This is a genomic window from Pseudomonas sp. MWU347, assembly GCF_017947305.1.
Lineage (GTDB): Bacteria > Pseudomonadota > Gammaproteobacteria > Pseudomonadales > Pseudomonadaceae > Aquipseudomonas > Aquipseudomonas putida_A.
In genome coordinates, this window is sequence record NZ_JAFGZB010000003.1 from 102538 (window position 1) to 119581 (window position 17044).

Annotated in this window: 13 protein-coding genes; 11 read left to right on the top strand and 2 right to left on the bottom strand. The window is 60.7% G+C overall.

Translation table 11 applies throughout. The features are described 5' to 3' along the window. Positions 1 to 203: 203 nt before the first annotated feature. The 10 genes from KCG87_RS06915 (at position 204) to KCG87_RS06960 (ending at position 14401) form a co-directional block, all read left to right on the top strand. Positions 204 to 713, top strand: a complete 510-nt coding sequence (locus tag KCG87_RS06915; RefSeq protein WP_135295930.1) for a sigma-70 family RNA polymerase sigma factor — start codon at positions 204 to 206, stop codon at positions 711 to 713. After that, a complete protein-coding gene (locus KCG87_RS06920; RefSeq protein ID WP_210557329.1) occupies positions 710 to 1657 on the top strand; it encodes a FecR family protein in 948 nt (315 codons plus the stop codon). The genes KCG87_RS06915 and KCG87_RS06920 overlap by 4 nt, the downstream gene beginning before the upstream one ends. A gap of 90 nt (positions 1658 to 1747) precedes the next feature. Next, the gene (locus KCG87_RS06925) at positions 1748 to 4669 is read left to right on the top strand and encodes a TonB-dependent receptor (RefSeq protein WP_210557327.1); all 2922 of its coding nucleotides are present in this window, start codon (positions 1748 to 1750) and stop codon (positions 4667 to 4669) included. Between the two features lie 269 nt (positions 4670 to 4938). Then, positions 4939 to 5415, top strand: coding sequence for an MbcA/ParS/Xre antitoxin family protein (locus KCG87_RS06930; protein WP_027613694.1), 477 nt, complete (start codon positions 4939 to 4941; stop codon positions 5413 to 5415). Continuing rightward, positions 5412 to 5915 carry an RES family NAD+ phosphorylase gene (locus tag KCG87_RS06935; protein ID WP_027613695.1) on the top strand — a complete coding sequence of 168 codons (504 nt, stop codon included), beginning with the start codon at positions 5412 to 5414 and terminating at the stop codon, positions 5913 to 5915. Before KCG87_RS06930 ends, KCG87_RS06935 begins: the two co-directional genes overlap by 4 nt. Before the next feature lie 117 nt (positions 5916 to 6032). Then, entirely contained in the window at positions 6033 to 8675 is a 2643-nt protein-coding gene (locus KCG87_RS06940; protein ID WP_210557326.1) for a TonB-dependent receptor, read from the top strand. A gap of 226 nt (positions 8676 to 8901) precedes the next feature. Beyond that, on the top strand, positions 8902 to 10752 hold the full coding sequence (locus KCG87_RS06945) for an extracellular solute-binding protein (protein ID WP_210557323.1): 1851 nt from the start codon (positions 8902 to 8904) through the stop codon (positions 10750 to 10752). Then, a complete protein-coding gene (gene yejB, locus KCG87_RS06950; RefSeq protein ID WP_210557321.1) occupies positions 10739 to 11803 on the top strand; it encodes a microcin C ABC transporter permease YejB in 1065 nt (354 codons plus the stop codon). The genes KCG87_RS06945 and yejB overlap by 14 nt, the downstream gene beginning before the upstream one ends. Continuing rightward, complete coding sequence (locus KCG87_RS06955) at positions 11803 to 12825, top strand: ABC transporter permease (RefSeq protein WP_210557319.1); 1023 nt, start codon at positions 11803 to 11805, stop codon at positions 12823 to 12825. The genes yejB and KCG87_RS06955 overlap by 1 nt, the downstream gene beginning before the upstream one ends. 1 nt (position 12826) lies before the next feature. Further along, on the top strand, positions 12827 to 14401 hold the full coding sequence (locus tag KCG87_RS06960) for an ABC transporter ATP-binding protein (RefSeq protein WP_210557318.1): 1575 nt from the start codon (positions 12827 to 12829) through the stop codon (positions 14399 to 14401). Between the two features lie 233 nt (positions 14402 to 14634). Here the strand turns inward: KCG87_RS06960 and KCG87_RS06965 are convergent, their stop codons facing one another. After that, on the bottom strand, positions 14635 to 14952 hold the full coding sequence (locus KCG87_RS06965; RefSeq protein WP_210557315.1) for an SCP2 sterol-binding domain-containing protein: 318 nt from the start codon (positions 14950 to 14952) through the stop codon (positions 14635 to 14637). A gap of 62 nt (positions 14953 to 15014) precedes the next feature. Then, the gene (locus KCG87_RS06970; RefSeq protein WP_027613702.1) at positions 15015 to 15725 is read right to left on the bottom strand and encodes a histidine phosphatase family protein; all 711 of its coding nucleotides are present in this window, start codon (positions 15723 to 15725) and stop codon (positions 15015 to 15017) included. A 204-nt stretch (positions 15726 to 15929) separates the two neighbouring features. On the opposite strand from KCG87_RS06970, the gene sohB reads away from it, so the two are divergent. Then, positions 15930 to 16961 carry a protease SohB gene (gene sohB / locus KCG87_RS06975; RefSeq protein WP_210557314.1) on the top strand — a complete coding sequence of 344 codons (1032 nt, stop codon included), beginning with the start codon at positions 15930 to 15932 and terminating at the stop codon, positions 16959 to 16961. Positions 16962 to 17044: the final 83 nt, after the last annotated feature.

Sequence of the window (17044 nt, forward strand, 5' to 3'; positions counted from 1 at the left end):
GCAACTGATCAGGGTCAACGTTGTGTCAGTCAATATTTCTGCGGCGACGGAGCGCCTTATTCTCAAAGGTTTGCTTATCCTGATTTTTAATTACTTCAAATGTCCGCAACGCTATTGCACAGTCGCGCCTGATCAAGAGCCGGACGATCCCGGCAGAACGATGGTTTTTCGCAGCGGGTGGGACCCGTTTCAGGGAGCAAGGCATGGGGGATGTTCAAAACCCGCATTACCGGATGATTGGGCAAATGTTCCAAAAGGACTATCGCTGGCTGTGCGCTGCCGTTGGCCGCACGCTGGGTTGCCCGCACAGCGCACAGGACATCGCCTCGGAAACTTTTTTACGGGTGCTGGCCCTGCCGGACCCGAGCGCCATTCGCGAGCCGCGGGCGCTGCTGACCACCATCGCCCGGCGCCTGGTCTATGAAGGCTGGCGCCGCCAGGATCTCGAACGTGCCTATCTGGAAAGCCTGGCGCTGGCGCCGGAACCGGTGCATCCATCACCGGAAGAGCGCGCGCTGGTGATCGAAGCGCTGCTGGCGGTCGATCGCTTGCTCAATGGCTTGTCGGCCAAGGCCAAAGCCGCGTTTCTCTACCATCAGCTCGACGGTTTGACCTACAGCGAAATCGGCGAGCGGCTCGGGGTTTCCACCAGTCGGGTGCAGCAATACATGGTCGAGGCGTTCAAACGCTGCTATCAGGCGATGCAGGCATGAGGCCGGATGAGGCGGTGATCGATGAAGCGGCGCAGTGGATGGCGCTGTTGCAGTCCGGCGAGGCCAGCGCTGGCGAGCGTGCGGCGTTCGAAGTGTGGCGCGCGGCTGATCCGCGCCATCAGCGGATCATTGAACAAATGGGCGGCGGCCTTAACTTGCTGCGCAGCCCGACCTTGCGCGGGCTGTCGCGCAACAGTCTGCTGCACAGCCTGAATGCGCCGTCGAGCCGGCGGCGCTTTGTCAGTGGCAGCTTGAGCGTGCTCGGCATCGCTGTGCTGGCCGGTCTGCTCGGGCGCCGCTATGGCTGGCTGCCGGAAGTGGGGGAGTTGGCGACCGGCACCGGCGAGCGGCGCGATTTCACCCTGGAGGATGGCAGTGCGCTGAGCCTGAATGCGCGGACGCGCGTAGTGACGCAATTCGATGCGGTTCAGCGCTTGTTGGAATTGCGTACGGGCGAGTTGTTGGTGGATGTCGCCAAGGATCCCGCGCGGCCGTTCGTGGTCGAGACCGAACATGGGCGGATGCGGGCGCTAGGGACGAAATTTCTGGTGCAACAGGGCGACGATTCTACGCGGCTGGTGATGCTGCACTCGCAGGTCGAAGTGGTCACCGCCGGCGGTGCGCGGCAAGTGGTGGAGGCGGGGGAAAGTCTGCTGTTCAACGCCCAGGACATTCTCGCCCTCGAACGCAGCAACGGTCAGGAAAGCGCATGGGTGCAAGGTCGTCTGGAAGTGCGCGACCGGCCGCTGAGTGAAGTGATCGACAGCCTGCGCCGCTATCGCCGGGGCATTCTGCACCTGAGTCCCGAAGTGGCCGATCTGCGCCTGAGCGGCCTCTATCCGCTGGACGATAGCGACCGCACCCTGCAACTGCTGGAGCGCTCGCTGCCGATCCGCGTCACCTGGCACAACCCCTATTGGGTCAGCATCGGCGCGCGGTTATAGCGTCATAACTTCTTGGCCTAATCGCCGCCCTATAAAAAGCGCCGGCCCGCTGCTCATTCCCTGCAGACGCCTTCAACAGGGAAGCCCTTGATGATTTCATTCAAACAACAATTTCCGCGCCTGACCCTCGCCGCCGCACTGGCGATGGGGCTAGGGCCGATCGCGGTGTATGCGCAGGATTCTGCGGCCCAGGTCTACACCTTCGACATCGCCAGCGGCCCGCTGGATGAGGTCTTGCTGGATATCTCACGCCAGACCGGCGTGCCGATTTCCTTCAGTCAGAATCTGGTGCAAGGCAAGCGCAGCCGTGCGGTGCGCGGTGCGTTGGGCGGGCGTCAGGCCGTCGAGAAGGCCTTGCTCGGCAGCGGCTTGCACGTCGAGCAAAGTGCCCAGGGCCTGAGCGTGCGCGAAGGTGAGGCGAGTACGCCGGTGGCGGCCAAAGTCAGCGCTGTGGCCCCAGCCACCAGCGCCGATTACCGCATGGAAAAAGTCACCGTTACCGGCTCGCGAATCGCCCGTGCGCAGAGTGATGGCGCGACCCCGGTCAACGTCATCACCCATGAAGAAATGGAAGCGCGCGGCTACAAGAACGTCTATGACGCCCTGGCGACGCAGACGCAAAACACCGGCATGACCCAGGGCGAGGACTACGGCAACACCTGGCAACCGGCAGCCAGTGCGATCAACCTGCGTGGCCTCGGCCCCAACCACACGCTGGTGCTGATCAACGGCCGGCGCGTCGCCGATTACCCGACGCCCTATGACGGCAAGGTCAACTTCACTAACCTGGCGAACATTCCCTCGGCGGTCATCGAACGCATCGAAATCCTCAGCAGCGGCGCCTCGGCGATCTACGGTTCGGACGCGATTGCCGGGGTGGTCAATATCATCCTCAAGAAGCAGATCAATGGCGTCGACGTCAATCTCAAGGGCGGCACCAGCGAGCGTGGCGGTGGCGACAATAAACGCCTGCAAATCAGCGGTGGTGGCAGTTGGGGCGACTTCGACGGCCTGTTCGGCCTGGAGCTGACCAACCGCGATCCGATCTGGGCCGACGATCGCGGCTTCATGCAGAGCGGCCCGCTGGCGGATGTCGGTTACCGTCGCGACCTGAGCAACAACCGCTACCTCGGCCCCGGTTGCGGCGCCTATCAAGGCACCTTCGACAACAAGCTGTTGAACAACGCTGGCCGTTGCCGCACCGATCAGATGTACAACGATTACTGGACCATTCAGACGCAAAAGGAAAACTACGACGGCTACACCCGTGGCACCTGGCATTTCAGCGACAGCGGTCAGGTGTTTGCCGACTTGATGTATGGCCTTGATCACATCCAGAACAACACCCGTGGCCCGACCTTCACTTCACCGGATTTCATCAACCAGAACAGCGGCAATCTCGAGCGCTGGTATCGGCGTTACGGTGAAGAGGAAATTGGTGGCCGTACCAGCAACAACAGCAAGTGGACCGACACTTCGTGGACCGGCACCCTCGGCCTCTCGGACAAGATCGCCGACACCGGCTGGAGCTATGATCTGGCGGCCAACCGATCGGAGTACCGCAGCGTCAGAACCACGCGCTACACGCCGCTTTCATCGATTCAGGATTTCTACCTCGGCCCGCAATTGGGCGTGAGTGGCGGTTATCCGGTGTTCGCCCCGGACGCCTCGCGCCTCGATCGCCCGCTGACGCCACAAGAGTGGGAGCAGTTTCGCAGCAACCTGACCCAGCGCAGCAAGTCGGTTTCCACCAGCTACAACGCCTCGATCAATGGCGACTTGTTTGACCTGCCGGCCGGCCCGGTCGGATTCGCCGGCGTGCTGGAAGCCGGCAAGCAGGAATATCGCGTCGACCCGGATGACGCTCTGAATAACGGCACCTTTTATGGCGTGAGCCCGGCGCAAAGCTCCGGCGGTTCGCGCAAGCGCTACGCGGCGGGCGGCGAGTTCAGTATTCCGGTCACCGACACCGTGCTGGCCACCGCCGCCGGGCGTTGGGACCAATACAAATTCAGCGGCCGCAGCGAGCAGCAGAAAACCTATAACCTCGGCCTCGAATGGCGCCCGATCACCAGTCTTTTGCTGCGCGGCAGTTACGGCACCAGTTTCCGCGCGCCGGACCTGAACTACATCTACCAGTCCGACAGCAACGGTTACTACCCGGCACAGATCGACTACTACGGTTGCAGCCAGGGCGTGCAGGGCGCGTGTGATCGTGGGCGGGTCGACTACACCCAGAGCGGCACCCCGGATCTTGAGTCCGAGCGCGGCAAATCCTGGACCTATGGGTTTGTCTGGTCGCCGTCGCGCAATTTCGATTTCTCCACCGATTTCTGGCGAGTCGAGATCGACGACCTGCTGACCACCGTCGACGAAAATCGCCTGTTGCAGCAAGAGAACGAATGCCGCAACGGCACCCAGGACATCAACTCGGCCAACTGCCAGTCGACCCTGGCGCGCATCGACCGCAATCCGGGGAATGCCGCCATCGATCCGAATCAGTTGCAACGAGTGCGGGTCAATGCGATCAACGCCGCCAGCGAGCGGGTCAGTGGGCTGGACTTCAAGAGCAACATCCGCTGGGGCGCCGGCCAGTACGGCGCGTTCAGTTCGGCGCTGGGCTATACCCTGGTGCTTTCGCATTTCTACAAGGAGTCCGACGAGGCGCCGACCCAGGACTGGCGCACATCGCGGACCAATTACGACTGGCGCAGCAAGGTCAACGCCAGCCTGACCTGGGATTACCAGAAGGCCACGGCGACGCTGATGGGCATTCGCTATGGGTCGGTGACCAACGGCGCGGGTGACGGGCGCCTGTCGCCGTGGACGGTGTTCAACGCCAGTGCGCGATACAAACTCAATGACCGCGCCAGCGTCGGGCTGACCGTGAACAACGTGCTCAACCAGATCAAACACGATGACTCGGCTGGCTGGCCGTATTACCCGACCGGTAACTATGACCCGTACGGGCGGCAGTGGTGGCTGGATGTGAGTTATCACTTCGGCAGTTGAGCGCGCGGTATTCGTGGGTAATGTCCTACGGAAACAGGTCTGGATTTCGCAGAAACGGGGATATTTCCGACGACATTCTCAGGTTGGTCGTCGGAAGCGCGATCTATAGCATCGGACATGACATTGAAGTCGTAAACGGCTTGGACGCTCAGGCCTCTGATAACGGATGGATTATGCGAACTCCCCACCTCGAATACGAAACGCCTGCTTATTCCCATCGCCTTCACTGGCGCACCGATCGTGCCAGATGCCCCATGGAGGAGGTCACGATGCCCAGCGTCAAGGTACCCCGGCTGACGGGGGTGAAGAGGGCCGAGGGCAGACCTGTCGACTTGCTCGTGAATGGTCGGAACATAGGTGACGATGCCTTTCTGATCGTTGACCTGACCGACGAAGGTTTTGAGCTGAACGATGTCGTCAACATGCTTTCAACCTCTGAGCTTTATCTGCAAGGCGACATGGTCAAACGCATCACCGGCAAGTCGGTCAGCACCGTACGCCGATTACTGAAGGAAGGTAAAACGGTACGGCTTGACCCGCAGCAGAGCGTCGTCGCCTACCAATATGCCTTGGTGCTGGAAAAGGCCACTCGCGCCTTCGGGAGGCAGTCACGGGCCGAGGAGTGGCTGCGCAAGCCCAGCACCTACCTGAACGGTCGCGTACCGGTGGAGTTTATCCGGCATTCACTGGGGTTTCAGATGGTGGAGCAGTATCTGGGGCAACTGATATACGGGGTTTACACATGAATCCCTTGCCCTGGGACGAGCACTGGTATGCCTGGCGGCTGGACCCCGAGGTTTATGGCGGGACGTGGGACAGCGGGATGGGTTCGAATCTCAATGGTGGCCGATGGAACATACCCGGGCGGCGAGTCGTTTATGCATCAGTCGATCCGTCGTCGGCCATTCTGGAGGTGGCAGCGAATCACAGCTTTGATGCGCTGGACAGTGAACCTTATGTGCTCACGTGTTTTGAGGTCGTCAGCGAAGCAAAAGTGAAAATCGTCCAGCCGGAGGATGTGCCGAATCCTTATTGGTTGAGCCCCGCCAAGCCTTCCCCCAATCAACAACTGTTCGCCGATGCGTTGTTGGCAGAGCATCCGTTTGTACTGATCCCCTCGGCGGCAACCCGGCACTCGTGGAATCTGCTGGTGAGCTGCGAATTGGCTGAAGGGCAGTTCAGGATGGTTTCCCAGGAGCGGTTTGGGCTGGATACCCGGTTGCTGAGGGAGATGGAACTGGCTTGATCCACACCTGCCATTTTTTTGCATAACCTCATCACCCAACGGTCTAAATCGAGCTCTATAAAACCCTGCTGTCCATTGCACATCCCTGCATAAACCAAAACGCAGGGATGGCTGTTCATGATCCATTTTTCACCCGTTAGATCCCGTTTGAGCCTGGCCTTGCTGCTGGCGATCAATACCTTGCCGGCAGTCGCTAGCGACGAACCCACGACCCAGTTGCAACGGGTGGAAGTCACCGGCACGGCGATTCGCCGGGTCGATGCGGAAACCGCGGTGCCGGTCACCATTCTGCGAGTTGAAGAACTGCGCGAGCAGGGGGTGAGCACCACGGAAGAACTGGTCAGCCGGATTTCCGCCAACCAGTCCTCGGTCGGCTCCGGTCGTTCGGTGGGTTCGAGCAGCGGTGGGGCGTCGTATGCCGATTTGCGCGGTATCGGCCCGAACAAGACGCTGGTACTGCTCAATGGCCGGCGGCTGAGTAACAACGCGACCAATGCGATCAATGGCTCCGGGGTTGACCTGAACACCATTCCGTTCGCCGCCATCGACCGTGTCGAAGTACTGCGTGACGGTGCTTCGGCGTTGTACGGCACCGATGCGATCGGCGGGGTGATCAACTTCATCACCAAGACCAGTCTCACCGAAGGCCAACTGAGCACCAACTACGACACGCCGACCCATGCCGGCGGTGGTGAAAGTCGTAACTTCAGCGGTAGCTGGGGCTTCGGTGATTTGCAGGATGACCGTTTCAACGTGTTTGGCGTGGTCAGTCATGACAAGCAGCAACGACTGGCTGCCGAGGATCGTGGCTACACCTACAACTACCAGCCGGGACGCGGCCTCGATTACACCTCCGGCACCGCATCGCCGGCCAACTGGAGTCAGGGCAGCAACGCCACCAACCCGCTGGCCAGTTCCGGCTGCAACGCCCCGGGCCTGCTGGCGCGCAATGGCATCTGCCGCCAGAGCCTGTGGAACTACCTCGATCTGGTGCCGGAAACCGAGAAAACCTCGGCTTTCGCCAAAGCCACCGGCAAGCTCGCGGATGATCACAACGTCAGCCTCGAATACTTCTGGGCACGCAACGAAAACCGCACGCAGATCGGCCCCGGTACGCTGATGGGCAATCAGGTCAATCCCGGCACGACGTTCTACCCCGGTAACGGCATTACCCCCGGCCCCAACGGTTTCGCCCTCGACCCGACGCAACCGGTGGATGTGAACTGGCGCGAAACCGCCGTTGGCGCGCGCCAGCACGAAGACGACAACACCGGCCAGCGTTTGCTGTTGAGTTTCGACGGCAGCGTGGTCGGTTGGGACTACAACGTCGGCGCGTCGTACAACCAGAACAAAGTGGTCAATAGCATCGAGGCCGGCTACGTCAACGACCGCGCCGTCAGCGCCGGTATTGCCAACGGCATCATCAACCCGTTTGGCGCGCAGACCGCTGCCGGGCAGGCGCTGCTGGCAGCCAACGCGGTGGACGGCGATTACTCGACGGCAGTGGGGCGGGTGAAGGCGATTGATGGACGTGTCAGTCGCGAGATCGGTGACTGGTTCGGCGCCGGCCCTTCGGCACTGGCGCTGGGTGGCGAATACCGCAAGGAAGATTTCCATCAGGATTTTGCCCAGTTCGCCGCCGATGTGCAGAGCCTGGGTGTCGACCCCAATGCCAGCGTCGCCGGGGATCGCAGCGTCTCGGCGCAGTACGCCGAGGTCAACGTGCCAGTGCTCGACAGCCTCGAATTGTCCGCCGCCGTGCGCCACGACAAGTACAGCGATTTTGGCAGCACCACCAACCCGAAATACTCGTTCCGCTTCCAGCCGTTCAAGCAACTGGTGGTGCGCGGCGCCTACAGTGAAGGTTTTCGCGCGCCGTCGTTGTATGAGCTGTACAACCCGAACTTCACGACGTTCACCGTCGCCAATTACAACGACCCGCGACTGTGTGCCGGTGGCAACCCGAGCAACGGCGGGATCGCCAACCGCGACTGCGCCCAGCAGTTCTACAGCCGCACCGGTGGCAATACGGACCTCAGTCCGGAAACCGCGCGCAACGTCACCCTCGGTTTCGTCTATCAGCCATTCGAGCGCCTGAGCACCGGGCTGGATTTCTGGTGGATCAACATCGCCAATCAGATCGCCGAATTCCCGGAATCGGCGGTGTTCGAAAACCCGGAGCTGTATCCGGATCGTCTGGTGCGCAAGCCGGACGGCTCCATTGATCACATCGTTACCGGCCTGGCCAACCTCGGCAAAATCAAGACCAATGGCGTCGACGTCAGCTTCGACTACCGCTTGCCGAGCACCCCGTACGGCAACTTCGGCATTGGCCTGCAAGGCACCTATGTCAGCCGTTACGAGTACCAGCAGCAGCTCAAGGGCGACTACATCGACAAGCTCGGCGATTTCCGTGGTGGCGACTTTTCCTCGGCCGGTGCCGTGGCCCGCTGGCGCCACAGCCTGACCGGCAGCTGGAATTACGGCCCCTACGGTATCGCCCTGACCAACCGCTACACCAGCGGTTACCACGACTCCGACCGCGAGACCCACGATTACGTTGGTTCGTACAACGTCTGGGATCTGGCCGGCACCTACACCTGGCGTAAAACCCTGAGCGTGACCCTCGGCGCGAAGAACCTGTTCGACCGCGAGCCACCGTTCAGCAACCAGACCTACACCTTCCAGAGCGGCTACGACCCGAAATACGGCGACCCGTTCGGGCGGACGTTGTATACGCGGGTCAATTACAAGTTCTGAGAATGCCCAGAGGCGGCGGGTTTTAGTCACTTATTGATCTAAGCCTGCCCTATAAAAATCGCCGGCCTGTTGCACATCACAGGTAGGCAGAAGGTTTGGTGACTGTACTGGCCTCTTCGCGAGCAAGCCCGTTCCCGTGGGGAATCTGCGGTGAGCACAACTTCCTTGTGGGAGCGGGCTTGCTCGCGAAGAGGCCAGTAGCAACACCTTGTGAAAGGATCTGCCAATGCTATCCAGGCTCATTCTGCTCAGCGCTTTTGCGCTCTCAAGCCCATTCAGTTGGGCCGCCCCGCAACCTGCGTTAACGGTCTACGGCGAAGCCCCCAAATACGCCCCGGACTTTCAACACCTGGCCTACGCCAACCCCAACGCCCCCAAGGGCGGGACACTGCGCCGCTCCTCACTGGAAAGCGGTCCGTTCGATCACCTGATTCCGTACATCGACAAAGGCACCGGTGTCGCCGACATCGACGGCTGGCTCTACGCGCCGCTGGCCTATCGCAGCAAGGATGAACCCTATAGCGTCTACGGCCTGGTGGCGCAGCAGATGGAACTGGATGCGGATCGTCGCTGGCTGCGCTTCTACCTCAATCCCAAGGCCCGGTTCGACGACGGCACGCCAATCACTGCCGAAGACGTGCGTTACACCTTCGAGCTGTTCACCACTCAGGGCAGCCTCAAATATCGCCAGCAGTTTCGTGACGTCGCCGACGTAGTGGTGGAGTCGCCAACGCAAGTGCGCTTCAACTTCAAGAACAACGACAGCCGCACCTTGCCGCTGGATCTGGCGACGCTGCCGGTGCTGCCCGAACATTGGTGGCGTACGCGCAATTTCGCCGAGGGCGGCGGTTTCGAAATCCCGCCGGGCAGTGGCCCGTACCGGATCAGCGCGGTGGATGCCGGGCGCAGCGTGAAATTTCAGCGTGTTACCGACTGGTGGGCCAAGGACCTGCCGATCACTCGCGGCCTGTATAACTTCGATCACTTGAGCGTGGAGTTCTTCGCCGACACCGATGTTTCCCGGCAAGTGCTCAAGGCCGGTGGCTTCGATTACAACCGCGAGTTTTCCGCGACCAGTTACACCATCGGCTATGCCGGGGCGGCGCTGGAGCAGGGCAAATTGCTTCGCGAACATCTGGCGCCGGGTGCTGCGCAAGGTTCGCAGGGTTTCGTGTTCAACCTGCAAAAACCGATGTTTCAGGATCGTCGGGTGCGGCAGGCGATCGCCATGCTCTGGGATTTCGAATGGAGCAACCGGCAGATGATGCGCAGTATGTACCTGCGCCAGCGCAGTTATTTTTCGCACAGCGCATTGGCCGCCACCGAGTTGCCGGACGCCGAGGAACTGAAAATTCTCGAACCATGGCGCGGCAAGATCCCCGACGAGGTGTTCACCGAGGTCTTCGAAGCGCCGAAAACCGACGGCAGCGGCAACATCCGCGCCGAGCAGTTGCAAGCGTTGAAGTTGCTGGAAGCCGCCGGCTGGAAACCCCGTGGCGATCAGTTGGTGAATGCCAATGGCGAGCCGCTGCAGTTCACTTTTCTCAACGGCCAGAAGGGCTTTGAACGACTGCTGCTGCCGTTCAAGCGCAACCTGGCGCAGATCGGCATCGGCTTCGATATTCGCCAGGTCGACACCGCGCAATACACCAACCGCGTGCGCAATCGCGACTACGACATGATCGTCGTCGGCTACCCGGTAAGTCAGGCGCCGGGGCGCGAGATGTTCAATTACTTCGGCTCCGACGGCGCCGACGATCCCGGCTCGAACAACTACATGGTGTTGCGTGATCCTGCGGTCGATGCCTTGCTCGAAGGGCTGGTGCAGGCCGACAACCGCGAAAGTCTGCTGCGCCATGCCCATGCCCTGGATCGGGTGTTGCAGTGGGGCTATTACTGGATTCCCAATTACTACCCACCGGGAATTTCCACGGTGTGGTGGAACCGTTTTGGTCGTCCGGCGACGGCGCCGTTGTATGACGCCGGACTCGATACCTGGTGGGAAATCAGCCCGACCGCGCTGACCGCCACGCAGATGCAGCAACAGCAAAAGGAGTACGCCCATGTGGGGTTATAGCCTGCGGCGTCTGCTGCTGATCGTGCCGACGTTGCTCGCCATTCTGCTGGTCAACTTCGTCATCGTGCAGGCTGCGCCGGGTGGCCCGGTGGAACAGGCGATTGCCCGGTTGCAGGGCATTGGTGTCGGCGCGGCGGTGGGCGGTGGTCATGTTGAAACCATCGGTGGCGAATCCCGCGCCACCCGGGGTCTCGACCCGAAACTGGTGGCCGACATCGAGCGCCAGTACGGCTTCGACAAACCGGCTGATGAGCGCCTGTGGCTGATGCTCAAGAGCTACGCGCAACTGGATTTCGGCCAGAGCTTTTTCCGCGGTGCCAGCGTCACCGAGCTGATCTGGCAGAAGCTGCCGGTGACCTTGTCACTGGGCTTGTGGGCCACGTTGATCACTTACCTGGTGTCGATTCCGCTGGGCATCCGCAAGGCCGTGCACAACGGTTCGGCGTTCGATGTCTGGAGCAGCGTGGCGATCATCATCGGCTATGCGATGCCGGGGTTTCTGTTTGCGCTGTTGTTGATCATCGTGTTTGCCGGCGGCTCCGCGTTGGACTGGTTTCCGGTGCGCGGACTGGTCTCCGACAACTTCGCCGAGCTGTCGCCGTGGGCCAAGGTCGCGGACTACTTCTGGCATCTGGTGTTGCCGGTCACCGCGCTGGTCATCGGTGGATTCGCCACGCTGACCATCCTCACCAAAAACAGCTTTCTCAACGAGATCTCGCGGCTGTATGTGGTGACGGCGCGGGCCAAGGGCCTGAGTGAACGTCAGGTGCTGTACGGCCATGTGTTTCGCAACGCGATGCTGCTGGTGGTGGCCGGCCTGCCTCAGGCACTGGTGACGGTATTTTTCGGCGGCTCGCTGCTGATCGAAGTGATCTTCTCGCTGGATGGCCTCGGTCGCCTGAGTTACGAAGCGGCGGTGTCCCGCGATTACCCGGTGGTGTTCGGTTCGCTGTTCATCTTCACCCTGTTCGGCCTGCTGATAAAACTCCTCGGCGACCTGTGCTACACGCTGGTCGACCCGCGCATCGACTTCACCGCGAGGACTGCCTGATGTTGACTCTATCTCCCATCGGACAGCGCCGTTGGACGCGGTTCAAGGCCCATCGACGTGGCTGGTGGTCACTGTGGCTGTTTCTGCTGCTGTTTGGCCTGAGCCTGGGCGGCGAGTTGATCGCCAATGACAAACCGCTGCTGGTCGAGTATCAGGGCCAGTGGTATTTCCCGGCGTTCAAGCGCTACACCGAGCAGGATTTCGGCGGCGAATTGCCGTTCCAGCCGGACTATCGCAGCGCGCAGGTGCGGCAACTGATCGAGGGGCAGGGCGGGCGGATATGGTTTGCGCCGATCCCGTTCGGTTTCGATACGGTGAATTACGACCTGACTGAACCGGCACCGAGTCCACCGAGCGGCGAGAACTGGCTGGGCACCGACGATCAGGCGCGGGATGTGCTGGCGCGGGTGATCTTCGGTACGCGGGTGTCGCTGCTGTTTGCCCTGGCGCTGACCGCCGCCAGTGCGCTGATCGGCATTGCGGCCGGTGCCTTGCAAGGCTATTACGGCGGTTGGGTCGATCTGCTCGGGCAGCGATTGCTGGAGGTGTGGTCGGGGCTGCCGGTGTTGTATCTGCTGATCATCCTGTCCGGGTTCGTCGAGCCGAATTTCTGGTGGCTGTTGGGGATCATGGCGCTGTTTTCCTGGCTGAGTCTGGTCGATGTAGTGCGCGCCGAGTTCCTGCGCAGCCGCGGTCTGGAATACGTGAAAGCCGCGCGGGCGCTGGGGGTTGGCGATGCGCAGGTGATCAGCCGTCACATCTTGCCCAACGCCATGAGTGCGACCCTGACCTATTTGCCGTTCATTCTTACCGGAGCGATCGCGACCTTGTCGGCGCTGGATTTTCTCGGTTTCGGCATGCCCGCCGGCAGCGCCTCGCTGGGCGAATTGATTGGCCAGGGCAAGAGCAATCTGCAAGCGCCGTGGTTGGGGCTGACGGCGTTTTTTGCCCTGGCGCTGATTCTTTCTCTGTTGGTGTTCATCGGTGAGGCCTGCCGAGATGCTTATGATCCGAGGACTTGAGATGAACGATAACCTGATTGAAATCCGCGACCTGCGTGTGGCATTCAACGGTCAGCCAGTGGTGCATGGCATCGACCTCGATATTCGTCCGGGCGAATGCCTGGCGCTGGTCGGCGAGTCGGGCTCGGGCAAATCGGTGACTGCTCACAGCATCCTGCAATTGCTTGACCCGAACATCACGCGGATCGACGGCAGCATTCGTTATGCCGGTGAAGAGCTGCTCGGTGTGCATGAGCGCTATCTGCGCCAGTTACGGGGCAACCGCATCGCGATGATTTTTCAGGAACCGATGAGTTCGCTGAATCCACTGCATACCATCGAGCGGCAACTCGGTGAGAGCCTGGCGTTGCACAAAGGCCTGGCGGGCGCGCAAGCCCGTGAACGGATTCTTGAACTGCTCGAACTGGTGGGGATTCAGAAACCGCGCGAACGGCTCAAGGCCTATCCGCATCAACTCTCTGGAGGTCAACGCCAGCGGGTGATGATTGCCATGGCGCTGGCCTGCGAGCCGCAACTGCTGATCGCCGACGAGCCGACCACGGCGCTGGATGTGACGGTGCAGCGCAGGATTCTGTTGCTGCTCAAAGACTTGCAGCAGCGGCTCGGCATGGCGCTGTTGATCATCAGCCATGACCTGAATCTGGTGCGCACCATTGCGCAACGGGTGGCGGTGATGCGCGGTGGGCGGATCGTCGAGCAGGCGTCGTGCGAGCAACTGTTCCGTGCGCCGCAGCATCCGTACAGCATCGAATTGCTCAACGCCGAGCCGGGGGGCGAGGCGCTATGCCGGGATGTGGCGCAGGACTCGTTGCAGGTGCGCGATCTGCATGTGCGTTTTCGCCTGGGAGGCGGTTGGCTGCGGCCGAAGAATTGGCTGCAGGCGGTCAAGGGCATTGATCTGAACCTGCAGCGCGGCAAGACGCTGGGGATTGTCGGCGAGTCGGGCTCGGGCAAGTCGACCTTGGGTCAGGCGATTTTGCGCCTGATCGACGCCGAGGGCAGCATTCGCTTTGCCGGTGAGGCGCTGGAGCAGTTGAGCGGCAAGCAGCTGCGGCCACTGCGCAAACGCCTGCAAGTGGTGTTTCAGGACCCGTTCGGCAGCCTCAGCCCGCGCCTGTGTGTGGAGCAGATCATTGCCGAGGGCTTGCAGGTACATAGCGACTTGAATGCTGCCGAGCGTGAGCAGGCGGTGATCGATGTGCTGCGCGAAGTCGGTCTCGATCCGGCCACCCGACATCGCTATCCGCACGAGTTTTCCGGTGGCCAGCGGCAACGGATTGCCATCGCTCGGGCGCTGGTGCTCAAGCCTGATTTGATTCTGCTCGATGAGCCGACCTCGGCACTGGATCGCACGGTGCAGAAGCAGATCGTTGCTTTATTGCGGCGGTTGCAGGAAGAGCACGGGCTGACTTACCTGTTCATCAGTCATGACCTGGCGGTGGTACGGGCGTTGGCCCATGACCTGATTGTGATGAAGGATGGCGAAGTGTTGGAGCGTGGCGAGACCCGTGCGCTATTCAGCGATGCGCAGCATCCGTATACGCAGGAGCTGTTGGCGGCATCATTTGCTGGTTGATGACAGCTCCAACGTAGTAGAAGGTGCATGCCGCGTTTTATGGTGCGCCACGTGACCAATGTGGGAGGGGGCTTGCTCCCGAAAGCGGTGTGACAGGCGGCAAAACTTGTGGCTGATCCGACGTCTTCGGGAGCAAGCCCCCTCCCACCTATGGCCTGTTTATGACGAAACCCGGGAGCCAGACGCAAAAATCCCGCCACAGGGGCGGGATTTTCTTTAAACCGAACGACGTCTTACGACGGGAACAGCTCGGACAGCTTCATCGACAACATCATGTCGCCTTCAACGCGCAGCTTGCCGCCCATGAACGCTTGCATGCCGTCGGTTTCACCGCTGACGATGTCTTTCAGGGTTGCACTGTCCATTACCAGGGTGCAGTTGGCGTCCGGGTTTTCACCTTCCTGGATGTCGCAAGTACCGTCTTTGACGATCAGCGCGTAGTGCTTGTCTTCGTCGGTGATGTTGAAACCGAAAACCAGATCCAGACCGGCAGCAGCGGCTGGGTTGAACTTGGCTTGCATCGCTTTTACGGCATCAGCTACGGAGGTCATGGTTCGATCCTTTCTTGGGTTAGGCGCTGGTTGATTACAGCAAGGGTCACAATTATCCGGACTCAGCGGAAAGTGATGAGTTCCGGAGCCTTCAGCAGTTGCAGGTGTGCGTGACTGTTGAAGGAGGCCAAAGCCACCTCGCGACCGCGGAACTTCAGCTGGTTGAGCGAGGTGTTGACGATTTGCCAATTCAGTTCAAAGGCCTGCCGGGCAGGCATTTGGGTAATCAGGTGGAGCAGGGCGGTGATGGTGCCGCCGGAGGTGAATACGGCGATTTTCTGGTTGCCGTCGGCCTGTTCGAGGATCCGGTGCAGTCCGGCCTGTACCCGCTCGACGAAACCCAGCCAGCTTTCCAGCCCGGGTGTGTCGTAGGTGCCAGCCAGCCAGCGCTCGATGACCAGGGCGAAGATGCGCTGGAATTCGGCGCGGTTCTGCGCAGCGTTACGCAGGATGTCGATGGCTTCCGGCTCGTCCTCGAGCATGGCCGGGATCAGGGCGCGGATGATCGCGTCGGCATCGAACTCGTTGAACGCGGAGTCGGTCTCCAGCGTCGGTACCGACAGGCCCTTGGCGCTGAATTGCTCCAGCGCACTGCTGGCCGTGTGTTGCTGACGACGCAGGTCGCCGGCCAGGCAGCGATCAAAGCGGATTCCCAGCTCGGCGAGGTGCTGTCCGAGGACTTCTGCCTGGCGCACACCGATGGGCGACAGGACGTCATAGTCGTCTGCACCAAAGGAGGCCTGGCCATGTCGAATCAGATAGATGCTGCCCACGTCCGCGTCATCCCGGTACGTTGAAGGTTTGGCGAGGTTATGAGGATGAAAGAGTGCTGTCAATGAAAAAACATACGCTTGTTTGAAATGCTCGTTACAGGCCTGTTGCCAGAGGTTTCACGGCTGGCCGACGAGGCGGCGCATGGGTATGCTGGAACCATCCCGCGCGTGTTTTGCATCCGCGCATTGTTTTAAGGAGTCTCTGTGGAGTTTTTCACCGAATACGCCAGCTTCCTGGCCAAGACCGTAACGCTGGTGGTCGCCATCCTGGTGGTGCTCGCCAGTTTTGCTGCATTGCGCAGCAAGGGCCGGCGCAAGTCGGCGGGGCAGTTGCAGGTCAGCAAGCTCAACGATTTCTATAAAGGCTTGCGTGAACGTCTGGAGCAGACCCTGCTCGACAAGGATCAGCTCAAGGCCCTGCGCAAGGGCCAGGCCAAATCGGAAAAATCCGAGAAGAAGCAGAAGAACAAACCCGAGAGCAAATCCCGGGTGTTCGTGCTCGATTTCGACGGTGACATCAAGGCCTCGGCCACCGAGAGCCTGCGTCACGAAATCACCGCACTGCTGACCCTCGCCACGCCCAAGGACGAAGTGGTACTGCGTCTGGAAAGCGGCGGCGGCATGGTGCACAGCTACGGTCTGGCGTCTTCGCAACTGGCACGTATTCGCGAGGCCGGCGTGCCGTTGACCGTGTGTATCGACAAGGTCGCGGCCAGCGGCGGTTACATGATGGCGTGCATTGGCGAGAAGATCATCAGCGCGCCGTTCGCGATTCTCGGCTCGATTGGTGTGGTGGCGCAGTTGCCCAACGTCAACCGTCTGCTGAAAAAGCACGACATCGATTTCGAAGTGCTGACCGCCGGTGAGTACAAGCGCACCCTGACCGTGTTCGGCGAAAACACCGAAAAGGGCCGGGAGAAGTTCCAGGAAGACCTGGACATCACCCATCAGCTGTTCAAGAACTTCGTTTCCCGTTATCGCCCGCAACTGGCCATTGACGAAGTGGCCACCGGTGAGGTCTGGCTTGGTGTTGCAGCGCTGGACAAACAACTGATCGACGAACTCAAGACCAGCGATGAATACCTGGCAGACCGGGCGAAGAAAGCCGAGGTTTATCACCTGCATTACGCCGAGCGCAAAAGCCTGCAGGAGCGCATCGGCATGGCTGCCAGCGGTTCAGTGGATCGCGTGCTGCTGAGCTGGTGGAGCCGCTTGACCCAGCAACGCTTCTGGTAAGAAAAGGCCAACGAAAAACCCCTTTCACTGTAACGGTGAAAGGGGTTTTTTTATGGTGGCGGTATATATGTATAGTTTGAGTT